The following is a 12,037-nucleotide window of genomic DNA, read 5'->3' as shown; positions in this document are numbered from 1 at the left end:
AATTATTTTAATTAATGATTATAACATTGAAATTCATATTTCTACCTATTAATCATTTAAAATTAAAATATTCTTTTGCGTTATTATAACTAATGTCTGAAACTATCTTTCCAATCCATTCCATTTCTTCTTTAGGTAACTCACCTCTCTTAATTTCATCTCCTAAAAGATTACAAAGTACACGCCTGAAATACTCATGCCTTGGAAAAGAAAGAAAACTTCTTGAATCCGTTAACATGCCTATAAAACAACTAATTAATCCCATGTTTGAGAGTGCATTCATTTGCTTTGTCATGCCTTCTTTTTGATCTAAAAACCACCAACCTGAACCAAACTGCACTTTACCTTTTACACTACCGTCATTAAAGTTACCAATCATTGTGGCCATCACTTCGTTATCGGCTGGGTTCAAATTGTAGATTATGGTTTTTGTTAATTTATCCTTACTATCTAAAAAATTTAAAAATTCAGAAAGGCTTTTTGCTTGAGGATAATCACTAATTGAATCCCAACCTGTATCTGGACCAAGAATACGCAACATACGCGCATTATTATTTCTTAGTGCTCCTAAATGAAATTGTTGCACCCAACCAAATTCATGATAAGCTTCAGCTAAAAATAGTAAAATTGCACTTTGAAATTTTAAAGCTTCTACATCGCTTAAACAGTCATTATTTCTTTTTTTCTTAAAAATGGACTTCACTTCATTTTCTCTAAACTCCTCAAAGTAAATTTGATCTAATCCATGATCACATAAACAACAGCCATTATCATTAAAGAATTGTATTCGCTCCTTTAATGCCTCACAAAGATCTTGGTATGAGTTAATCGTAATATTTACAATTTTTCCCAGTTCATCTATATACTCATTAAAACCTTCTGCAGAAATAAGTATAGCCCTGTCTGGTCTAAAAGCAGTATTTACTTTAAAATTTAAATTATTGTTTTTAATTTGTTTATGGTACTTTAAATCATCCACAGGATCTTCAGTGGTACACACAACCTCTACATTCATTTTCCTAAGTAGGTTCTGACAACTATAATCTATAGTATTTAATTTTTCCTTCGTTTCTTCATAAATCTTTTCTGCGGACGATTCATTTAACAAATCATAAATATCAAAATGCCTTGCTAACTCAAGATGGCTCCAATGATATAAAGGGTTGCGCATAGTATAGGGAACCGTTTTTGCCCAATGAAGAAACTTTTCTTTATCACTTGCTTTACCTGTTATATAACTCTCATCAATTCCCAATGTACGCATCGCTCGCCACTTATAATGGTCGCCATTTATCCACACTCTTGTTAAATTATTATAAACTTTATCTTCAAAAATTTCTTGAGGTGGTAAATGATTGTGGTAATCGATTATGGGTTGATCTTTAGAATAATCATGGTACAATTCCTCAGCGTAAATATTCTCTAATAAAAAATTGTCATGTATGAATTTTACACTCATAATTCATTTTCAGGAATTAATCTTCGTTTGATGGTTTTCCAATAGTTGCCAATATTCCACCATCTACATATAAAATATGTCCATTTACAAAATCACTTGCTTTTGCTGATAAAAAGATTGCTGCTCCAGCCAAATCGTTAGGGTCTCCCCATTTACCAGCTGGCGTTCGATTGATAATAAAATCGTTAAAAGGATGGCCATCAATGCGGATAGGTTCGGTCTGTATAGTTGCAAAATAACCTGGTCCAATACCATTTATTTGAATGTTATATTTAGCCCATTCGGTAGCCATATTTTGAGTAAGCATTTTTAATCCCCCTTTTGCTGCAGCATAAGCACCAACACTATTGCGCCCTAATTCACTCATCATCGAGCAAATATTAATTATTTTTCCTTGCTTACGTGAAATCATTCCTTTTACGACGTGTTTGGAAACAATAAACGGGCTCACCAAATCTATATCAATAACTTCCTTAAAATCGGCAACTTCCATATCCATCAATGGCGTGCGTTTTATAATTCCTGCATTGTTTATTAAAATATCGATACTTCCAACTTCGACTTCTATTTTAGCAATGGCCGTTATAACTTCTTGCTCATTGGTAACATTAAATTTGTAACCTTTAGCATCAATTCCTTCTTTTTGATATTTTGAAACTGCGATATCTATTTTTTCTTGTGAAGAATTTCCATTCACTATGATAGTGGCTCCTGCTAAACCCAAACCTCTAGCCATTGCCATTCCCAATCCGTGGGTGCTTCCAGTAATCAGCGCAATTTTGCCTTCAATATTAAATAAAGTGACACTCATGTTTTTATCTTAAATCGGTTATTTTAGAAACTTCCATATCACAATAATCCAGGTTTTCACCAGCCATTCCCCAAATAAAGTTATAGCTTGACGTTCCAGAACCGCAATGGATTGACCATGGTGGAGAAATTACAGCTTGTTGATTGCCTATCCATATATGACGAGTTTCTTGTGGTTGTCCCATAAAATGACAAACAGCTTGATTCTCTGGAATATCAAAATAAAAATAAACTTCCATTCTGCGGTCATGAATGTGAGCAGGCATAGTATTCCATACACTTCCTGTTTTTAATTCGGTCATTCCCATTTGTAATTGACAAGTAGTTACAATTCCTCCAATGATCATTTGATTTACCGTACGATGATTAGAAGTTTTTAACGAACCCAATTCCAGTTTGTTTGCTTCAGCTTTACTTACCTTTTTCGTTGGATAAGCTAAATGCGCCGGAGCAGAATTTAAATAATATTTTGCAGGATTATTTATGTCGTCACTTTTAAAAATAACCTCCTTAATTCCTCTTCCAATATATAAGGCATCCTTTAAATCCAATTGGTACTCTTTTCCATCAACTAATATTGTTCCCTTTCCTCCAACATTGATAATCCCAATTTCTCTTCTTTCTAAAAAATAGTTGGCTTTTAAAAGCTCTATTGGCTCTAGGGTCAAGGGTTGTAATGGTACGGCAGATCCTGCAATATATCTATCATAATGCGAGTAAGTCAAATTAATTTTACCCTTTTCCATTAAGTTATTAATTAAAAACTCTTCTCTCAATCTTTGGGTATCATAAAACTTAACAGCTTTGGGACTTGATGCGTATCTAAAATTATAATCTATCATTGTAAAATGTATTATGTAATCGATTACACAAATATAATATAAATTATTTCATATATAAGTTTTTATATATAAATTCGCTCCAGAGCAAAATGTGCTGAAAACCAGATTCACAGACTATTATAAAGAAAATTAATAATAACAATTTTATAGTTGGTGCATTGATATAATCTTTAAGTATTCATTTTTGAAAAACTAAAATCAAAATTTTTGAAACAGAAATTGTTGTGAATAAAATTGTAATAATGCTCTTTTATTTGTTTTTAAAATGCACAACGAGTATGTGTATATATAAAATTTTTAATGTTTTCAAATCAATTTACTAATTCATATTCATCAGTATTTCAAATAATAAATTAGATGAACTACTTAACAAACATAATATTCACCTCCCTTTAAACCTTCTCAAAATTTAATCTCAAAGATTCTTGCTTTTATTAAAATATGGGGCAAACGGGCAAGATTAAAAACAGATTTTGTCATTAAAAAACACCTTTATAAATCTGTCTATAATGAATTTATTGATCAAAACCGAAAAGATATTGCTACGACTGCCCTTGAAAAAAAGTATATTGAAGAGTTAGATCTATATCAAGAAAATGAGGATGAGCAGAAATTAGTGGAATTGATCAATATTGTAAAACAGCAAATTGAGTTACTCCCTCCAAAGTGTAAAGAAACGTTTTTGTTAAGCCGTCATGAAGGTTTAACAAACGTAGAAATTGCCATATATTTAAACATTTCCACAAAGGCAGTTGAATGCCAGATGACTAGAGCTTTTTCAACTATTCGTAAAAAAGTAGGCGAAAAATTGCATACCATTTTATTTTTACTTTTTGGAAGGCATCCTAGACGGAGTCAATTAATTTAATGAAATTCACTATATATTCAATTTTACATGCTGCAAAATAAAATTATGATTCTCTATTTTCCAAATAAAGATTGCGCCTCTCTATGAATGCGTTTAAAGTTTCTCTTGAGGTCTTTCTTTGAAGATTTTTTTGCTTTTGGGAGCTTCTTTGTAATGTCCTGTAATTTGAATTGCACCCTTTGATCATCGCCATCAGCAAAGCTTATAAATTCCCCAGGTTTTAGTTTAAAGAAAATATCGGCTCGTACTTTTGAGACTTCCTTTTCCCCTTTGGTGACTCGGGTATCAAAATTCAGATTATGTCCTTTATTGATGCTGGTCGTTTTCATTTTAATAAGTTCAAAAAAGCGCTCGTAGTATTTTGCGGTGTCTGGGTCATTCACTTTTCCAAAAAATTGATAAGATAGATTGCTTAATATTGCTTTACTGACTTTATCGCCATACATGATATCATTTTGTACTTTGTCCTGCATCACATAAATGGTCGCAATATTATAGCTTCGCAAGGTAGCCGGAATACGTTGCATGTTCAAGAGCCGAATGGTAGATGCTTCTTCCATCAACAAAAAAGAAGGCTTTTGGTGTCGCACGCTCATTTGTTTGGTAATGGTATGCATAACTGTTGCAATAAGCGGTGCATAAGCGGTCTCCAACTTAGGGTTATTGACCACTGAAATAACACCTGCTTTTTCCTGCCCGTTAATATCCAAAGGCACTTCATCAGCTGATAAAGCCATAAAAGCTTTTTTGGAGCTGATCTTTTTTAAGGCATTGGATAGGGTGCTTTTTACCCCTGCCGTTTGACGGTCAGAACCCTTACCACTAATAAAGGCATTGGCCATACCTTTGGATGTTAAATCAGATTCCAAAAGGGTGATAAGACTATCAGTATCCAAATACTGATAGATGGCAATCAAATGTGGCAGGGTGCAATACTCTGGGTGGTTTGTTCTGAGAATCCAGATTAGCCCTCCTATAATCCCTTCAGCAGCATCGGTAAAGAATTTACCTGATGCATTGGAAGCAGTTTCCTTTTGTTCCAATAAATTTTCTATCAGAACCCGTGAGACTTCATTGACACTCTCTTCATTTTCCATATACCTTGCTGCAATGGGATTGACACGATGGTAGATGGTATTCAAAGAAATGATATAAAAAGGAATGTCTTGGGCTTTAAAAAGCGGATAGGCCATTTCGGTAATTTCAAAATCCTTATAATCATGGATGACACCTGAAAACCTATACTCACTAAAATGTTGCATAAAATTATAAACCACACTTTCTGTTTTCCCACTTCCTGCTGCTCCTATAATGGAGGCACCTCGTTTGATATTTTGGATGACTAGCTTGCCCCGTTTCAGCTTGAAATGTACTTGATACATTTTTTCGGAAGGCTGAGAATTCTCCCTTTCATGGAGAAAGACATACATAACTAAATTAATAAGCAATAAAGGACACCCAGCCGCTAGAGCAGTCTTATTTAGAAATGTGGGCGATGTTAAAAAAAGGATTCCAAAACCACTTAGGAGCAATACTAAATTCAAGGCAAAAGCATATTTAGACAGTTTATAAAGCGCATAAAAAAGAGCAGACGCCGTGAGTAGAGTCAGTAAAATGATGGTAAGACTAAAAGATTGCATAGTATTTGTTTTTTAAATGAATAATTAGATCCCAATGGATCCTGATTTTATCGCGATATCGATGCCACGTTTTAAGGTTCTGATGGCTTTAAGTGCAAGCTGTACTTGATTGGTTGGAATATCAACAATGGGAACGCCTGCCTTTCCAAGTATTTTAAAAGCCACAGCTTTTTCATGGGTGGGCAGTCCCATTAGCGTTGAAAAGTACACATTGGGATTTTTGATAAAGGCCTTTTTAGCATGGTAGGATTCGGCGTAATTACGTTTGTAACCAAAGGTTTTATCAAAGGTTTTTTCGGCTTTGGAAAAAAAGATATCCCTGTCAAAACCACGTTTTACCAACTTCCCATCGATCATGACATTAGAAGCCTTGTATTTACTGCCAGGAGATAAACTTACCGAGTTGGACGCATCCTTACGGCTCACAATAATGTGGATATGGCTTTGGTTACCTGCCTTATTCATACCTTGCACGATACGTTTTCCATGTTGTTGGTGTGGTGCACTGCGTTCGAGTTTGGCTATTTGCAGCTCGTTCTTTTTGACACTGCCTTCTAATGTGCCTTTCTCTATCTTTCGGACATCTTGCTTTAGTTTTAAGATTTTAGAAGCAAAAGGTTGATTTTCTATAACCTGTTTATCTGTACCTTTAAAATGCCTCGTGTGTTCAATTTTGGCATAATATTTAATATCATTAATTGTTATTGGCTTGCCATTGATTTCACGATTAAAAGCAGTGACATAATCTTTCATCAATTCACGGGTGTAGTGTTTTAAATCTGTATTTTGTAATTGTTTTAATTCGCGTTGGCTCGGACTTACGGTGATGGAATAAAATTTAGGTTCTATTTTTTTCAGCTTTGCGGTGTTGCCATCGATATTCTTGATGACTTCTTTAGCGGAAAAGACATCGCCATATTGGTTAAAAAAATGCTCACGTTCTTCAAGAATAACACCTTGGTTTTCTTTCTCTAAATAGTCCACAAAATCTGAAACACTTTGTGAAAAATTGTTGCCCAATGTTTGTGCTGAAATACTGATATACATAGGGTATATTTTTATTATTTTTTAAGGATTGATGGCTTCTTTTTTTTGGTCTCTTTTCCCATAAGCAAAGGTTTCTTTTTAGGTTCGGCTTCTTTAAACAAGGATTGCATCATGGCGACTGTGGGTTTGGTTTGATTTTTCTCTATGTCCTTCATGATGGCAATCATCCCATTAATTCTTTTTTTGATGAGGCTCTCCAGTGTTTGCATTTGTGGACCTATAGATTCCTTTGGAGAGATGCCATTGCTTTCAAAAAACTCTATCATGAGTAACAAAGTCATCGAATTAGACGCTCCCATTTTTTTACTAAAAGCCCTAAATTTTTTAGCCGTTGCACATTTAAAACTTATGGTAGTAAATGCCTCTTTTTCGTGTCCTCGATCCATTTTTACTCTAAAAACTTGTTGATTTTACTGGGCTGAACGCATTTTTACTCTAAAAACGAATCCAAAATTGTTCCTTTGAATTTTTATATTGATTTTAATAAACTGAATTTCAGTATTTTATGAATTTTAAAATTATCGTAACCTCGCAGCGCGGGTTACCCTCTTGCTTATCCATATTTTGTCCCGTAGGGACCAAAATTTTCCAAACCCATCGTTTTCAACGATGCGCTTTTTTGGGCTTGCTAAAGACCTGATTTTTTATTTTGATGTTTGTTTATTGCACCTCAAATAAAGAAACCTGCATCTGTTTAAAATAAGCTGAAAACCCTTTTAAATATAGGTGTTTCATAAGCTAATAGAAAATGGGTTTTGCACCCAAATGGTATCAAATTAGAGCAACAAATATGAATTTTTTGAAGAATGAAATTTAGGACGTCAGATTTTGAAATTCTCTAGTTATTTTTTTTAAGTTTTTGACATTTTTAGGCATAAAAAAACCTTTGAGATTTCAAAGGCTTTTCATTAGGGTTTTAATTGATATGTAAATTTCAAATATTGAACACATAATGGTAGCTGTATAAATTCTTTATAGCTTCTTCTTCCAATAAAGTGTTATAATCCAAATGCTGTTTTTTGGCATAGGATTTTAGGTCGCTTCCAAATTTTTGCTCCACATCACTTTTGGAATCTTGGAGCAATCGATTTTGGGTTTCTGCATCGAGGTTGTTATAATTTAAATAGACCATGATAATTTATTTTTAATTATAGCAACCCATTATCAGCAAAGCTATAATAATTACCATCTGGTGTAATAATCAAATGGTCGAGAACATTCACGTCAAACAATTTGGCTGCTTGTTGGATTTTGTCTGTCAATTGTTTGTCTGCTTCACTAGGCTTTAGTTTATTGCTCGGATGATTGTGAGCCAAAATTACGCCTACAGATAAAGTTTTAATTATGACGGCAAATAATATCCGCATATCTACCAATGTGCCTGTAATGCTTCCTGTTGATACTTGATAAATGCCTTTAATCCTATTGGCATTATTCAATAACAATACCTTAAAGGATTCCTGTAAGCCTATGGTGTCTTGATTCCACCCTTGAAAAATCAGTTTTGCGGCATCCTCTGAACTTTTAATAGATAGTGCTTTAGAAGTGCTTAACTTTTCTCGGTAACTTATTTTTATTTCGTTAACTTTGGTTTTCATTGTTCTTTTTTTTTGAAGTTAATAATGAAAAAGAGGGTGTGTCCGTAGAAAGTAACACCCTCTTTCTTTTTGTTTACTCTGCGTTTCCTAACAGAAGTATTTCACTTACTACCACTTCGGTTACATAGCGTTTTACACCGTCCTTGTCCTCATAACTTCTTGAAGTCAATTTCCCTTCAATGGCAATCTCTTTACCTTTGGTTACATACTTTTCAATGATGTCTGCCGTCTTACCCCATGCCACTAAACTGTGCCAATTGGTATCGGTTTGTTTTTCGCCTTTACTGTCTTTGTAGTGCTCGTTTGTTGCAATAGATAAACGGACTACTTTTTTACCGTTGTGTAAGTTTGTAATGGTTGGTTCTTGTCCAACGTGTCCAATTAACTGTACTTTGTTTCTTAATGTACTCATGATTTAAAAAATTTAGATTAATATTTCCCCTATTGGATGTAAAACAGATTACATTTTATGGGGTGTTTTGTTCGATTTCTCTCGTGCAGAGCACCATGGATGACGTGGGTTTTGTCAAGACTTTTGGAATACAAATCAGGAGTGTCTGCGACGTAGCAAAATCCTTGGATTTTCAAGGCTGTAGAAACCTTATTTTTTTTCAAAACTTGTGCAGTCTTGACAAGTTCCATAAGGGCATTAGGAATTCTTTGGAACGCGTTTGCGTTGGAGCGTACAGTAAGTTAAGCGAGATAAGGAAATGGGTTCCAATTAGAAGTACTTATGCACTACCTGTTTTTCGATGCCCCGAAAAACAAATAAAGGCGTCATCCATTATAAACCCCTTAAAATACCTGAGACAAACCCTCAATTTTCAAGTAACATCTAGTAAAGCCCGGAGAAGGCTTTGCAGATGATACGGTTAAGAAAATTTAGGGTTTGGCTTTCCGATTACTATTTTGATAAATGTTCACATCAAGCGGACTTGATTCACACTTTTTACTTGGAATGAAGTGTTCCTTTCCAGCAGAGCGGAAAGGGTTTACGGAATGAAAAGTCAAAAGTGGGGATTGTGTGCAAGACTTTGATAATGAAGTTCTTTTTCTGAAATGTAGTTTTTACGGAATGCAAGGGAATGTACTGAATACATAGAAATATTCAATTTAAAAACAGATTAATTCTTGCCGTATCTTGACTCAACTCAACATAAGAATAATTATAGATACAAATGTTATTATTGGTATTTTAAGAGAGAAGTCCATTTGATAGCTATAATGTAGTATTATGTGTTAATCCTCACTTCAACTGGATTCTCTATACTTATCCTATTATAGATTTCAATATCTTTATTAATGGCTTCAAAACTAACTACAACCGAATATGGGATTTCACTTTTTAAATCCTTATCCCAACCAGCATGACCAATTATTCCCAAACAAAAACTTTCGGTTAAAATATTAGATTTGACAATAGCCCAATCTTTTTGAGAAGTATTATTATTTAATTTAACACCATTAATACCAGCGTTAGATCTAGAACCGATTACCCAAGGTATTTTCTCTTGGTTAATTGTTTCATTGTCAGATTCTTCATAGTCATCGTCGTCAATATTGGTAACTAACCTCTCTCTAAAAGCATCAATACTTTCTCCAAATTTTGATGATTGCCAATCTGCCCATCCTGAAAAATACGATCTAAAGCCTCTTCGTGTTCTTCTTGGTTTGGCTTTAAATGTTAAAGTTACCTCAATAAGAATATCATATGAATCCCCTATTCTTCTAATTTCATCTGGTATTTTAACCTCATAAACATCGGCTTTCTTTGGAACAATAATTCCTGAGCTAACAAGACTTACTCTAAAGTCGTCATTAGTTGTAGCCCTTTTTAAATTTGGTATACCATAACCAAATAATCGTATAAAGTTTAATCTAGGATTAGGATTTATGAAAACATTATTTGGCCATCTTGCAGATTGAATTATCAGAGCTTTATATAATAAAGTCGATTCTTCCGGAAAAAATTTTTGCAATTTAGCAATAATACTAGAAATTCTTGGAGCGGTAAATGAAGTGCCTATAGCATCTTTACTAGTTGAAGGGCCTCCATTTAAAGTTGACCTGATCAAATCAATATTAGTGTCTTCATTTTGCGAAATTAATGGAGTTGGTTGGTTTTTCTCAAAAACATAATCTCCTCCATATTCTACCAATTCTGGTTTGATAGATTCCCAAATACCCAAACCTGTTCTTGAAAATGATGAAGGAAAATCTTTTTCTCCAAAAGATTTTCTATCCAAATCTTCAAAAGTATCACTACATATAGAACCAACAGTTATTGATAGAAGACTATGCGAAGGATCTGCAATTCTATTTTTTCTTTTAAAAAGATAGTCAGGATATTGAGCACCAGAGCTTATTTGTGATGCTATTTCGTCTTTAAAAATATTTCCTGTGGGTAAAATGAAGAGTATATCGTTTTCAAAAATTTCTCTATCTATCGATTCAGCCCATTTAGACATTCGTGTCGTAATATGTCCTCTACTAGAAGAAATCGACATATTAAAAATTCTTGTTTTAAAAGAATTTAAATAATTATTTGCAATATCTTTAATAAGATCTGGTGGATATAAATTTGATTGTAAACTATTGTTTGAATCCAAAACGCGGGCATTTTGTACCCATGCATTAAGTTTTATTGTTCCATTTAGTGGCATAGCTTCATATAATACAGCTCCAGCGACTCATGTTCCATGTCCTCCATTGCGAACATTATCACTAGTAATTGTTTCTTCTCCCTTAACATATGAAAAGGAATGATTAGAATCTATCGCATCTTTTAACAGCAAATGCTTTTCTTGAATACCACTATCAATTATACAAACGTTTGGATCTTCAATTTCTGGTCCTTGTATTTCAAAATCAGATTGAAGAATAAATTCTTTTTCATCAATAATATTCTGTGATAAATCATCATATTCTTCAACTTCAAATAAATAAGGATAATTGAAAACTAAATCTTTTAGTCCTTTTCCACTTAACTCAACGCGACATGAAAAACTATCTGAAGAATCAACATAACTACTTATAATTTCTCCATTATGTCCAAATATGAAAGATTCTAGTTCGTCTTGTCTTTCAAATGATAATTCATCTCTTTTAATTTCAATATTTCTTTTTCTTTCCTCCCACCTAGCAACTTTTCCGTTATAAACTTCTTCAGTAATATTTGCTTCATCTCTAGCAGGATATTCAGGTATTGCTATATGACAAGCAATAGCTATGTCAATGATTAAAACTTCTGCATCATCAATTTGTTCCCACTTCTCCAATAATTCTCTGGAAAGAATATGTTCAATCCTCCATTGGTTACCAGTAACAATATCCCAAAGTTTTGCAGAAGTATTTTTATACTTACCATTCTCAGTTAAAAATTTTTCGATCTTATCCTGTAAAGAAGATAAATTTATATCGGCTGAAGCTCCGATTAAAAAACCATCTTTTTCTTCAGCAATAATATCAATCCCAAATGACTTAAGACTATCTGGTTTAAATACTTTTGGATCAACTTGAAGAAACAAAGGGATTGACTGAGGAATTGCAGGCATTTCTTCTGCTTTTCTTTTCTCAAAATCAGCAATCCATTTTTCTGATATACCTTTTGACTTTTCCTTAAGGTTCCTTCCGTGAGCTTCTCTATTATCTTGATTTAATATGGTCTGTTCACTAGGATTATTAACTACAGATAATTTACCCTTTCCATATGGTGAATTATATTTTCCAGAAATTCTAAATGGTAAGGAAAGATGATCAAATGCCATTAAAAA

11 protein-coding genes and 1 pseudogene are annotated in these 12,037 nt (G+C 33.5%); 1 reads left to right on the top strand and 11 read right to left on the bottom strand.

The genetic code is table 11. The features are described 5' to 3' along the window. Positions 1 to 52: 52 nt before the first annotated feature. From uxaC to kduI, 3 genes are read right to left on the bottom strand one after another with little or no spacing between them, the layout of a single operon-like run. A complete protein-coding gene (uxaC, locus tag RG22_RS10330) occupies positions 53 to 1,459 on the bottom strand; it encodes a glucuronate isomerase (protein ID WP_034042969.1) in 1,407 nt (468 codons plus the stop codon). A gap of 16 nt (positions 1,460 to 1,475) precedes the next feature. Then, a complete protein-coding gene (locus RG22_RS10325) occupies positions 1,476 to 2,270 on the bottom strand; it encodes a gluconate 5-dehydrogenase (RefSeq protein WP_034042968.1) in 795 nt (264 codons plus the stop codon). Positions 2,271 to 2,274: 4 nt separating this feature from the next. After that, a complete protein-coding gene (gene kduI, locus RG22_RS10320) occupies positions 2,275 to 3,111 on the bottom strand; it encodes a 5-dehydro-4-deoxy-D-glucuronate isomerase (protein ID WP_034042967.1) in 837 nt (278 codons plus the stop codon). Positions 3,112 to 3,727: 616 nt separating this feature from the next. Here kduI and RG22_RS18280 point away from each other — a divergent pair. After that, complete coding sequence (locus RG22_RS18280; protein WP_420804775.1) at positions 3,728 to 3,979, top strand: sigma factor-like helix-turn-helix DNA-binding protein; 252 nt, start codon at positions 3,728 to 3,730, stop codon at positions 3,977 to 3,979. Positions 3,980 to 4,032: 53 nt separating this feature from the next. Here the strand turns inward: RG22_RS18280 and RG22_RS10310 are convergent, their stop codons facing one another. From RG22_RS10310 to RG22_RS18270, 8 genes and pseudogenes are all read right to left on the bottom strand, one after another. Then, positions 4,033 to 5,619, bottom strand: coding sequence for a type IV secretory system conjugative DNA transfer family protein (locus RG22_RS10310; protein WP_034042966.1), 1,587 nt, complete (start codon positions 5,617 to 5,619; stop codon positions 4,033 to 4,035). Between the two features lie 24 nt (positions 5,620 to 5,643). Beyond that, positions 5,644 to 6,666, bottom strand: a complete 1,023-nt coding sequence (gene mobB / locus RG22_RS10305) for a MobB family relaxase (RefSeq protein ID WP_034042965.1) — start codon at positions 6,664 to 6,666, stop codon at positions 5,644 to 5,646. Between the two features lie 14 nt (positions 6,667 to 6,680). Continuing rightward, positions 6,681 to 7,052 carry a BfmA/BtgA family mobilization protein gene (locus RG22_RS10300; RefSeq protein ID WP_034042964.1) on the bottom strand — a complete coding sequence of 124 codons (372 nt, stop codon included), beginning with the start codon at positions 7,050 to 7,052 and terminating at the stop codon, positions 6,681 to 6,683. Positions 7,053 to 7,600: 548 nt separating this feature from the next. Then, the gene (locus RG22_RS10295; protein ID WP_034042963.1) at positions 7,601 to 7,798 is read right to left on the bottom strand and encodes a hypothetical protein; all 198 of its coding nucleotides are present in this window, start codon (positions 7,796 to 7,798) and stop codon (positions 7,601 to 7,603) included. A gap of 16 nt (positions 7,799 to 7,814) precedes the next feature. After that, complete coding sequence (locus tag RG22_RS10290) at positions 7,815 to 8,264, bottom strand: JAB domain-containing protein (RefSeq protein WP_034042962.1); 450 nt, start codon at positions 8,262 to 8,264, stop codon at positions 7,815 to 7,817. 73 nt (positions 8,265 to 8,337) lie between these two features. After that, positions 8,338 to 8,676, bottom strand: a complete 339-nt coding sequence (locus tag RG22_RS10285) for a single-stranded DNA-binding protein (RefSeq protein ID WP_034042961.1) — start codon at positions 8,674 to 8,676, stop codon at positions 8,338 to 8,340. Positions 8,677 to 9,496: 820 nt separating this feature from the next. Further along, positions 9,497 to 10,942: pseudogene (locus tag RG22_RS18275) on the bottom strand (S8 family peptidase); the annotation flags it as partial. Between the two features lie 12 nt (positions 10,943 to 10,954). Next, positions 10,955 to 12,031: a S8 family serine peptidase gene (locus RG22_RS18270; protein WP_052143699.1), complete on the bottom strand. Its 1,077-nt coding sequence runs from the start codon at positions 12,029 to 12,031 to the stop codon at positions 10,955 to 10,957. Positions 12,032 to 12,037: the final 6 nt, after the last annotated feature.

The organism is Wocania ichthyoenteri Th78 (assembly GCF_000789235.1).
Classification (GTDB): domain Bacteria; phylum Bacteroidota; class Bacteroidia; order Flavobacteriales; family Flavobacteriaceae; genus Wocania_A; species Wocania_A ichthyoenteri.
This window is presented reverse-complemented; position numbering and strand designations above follow the sequence as displayed.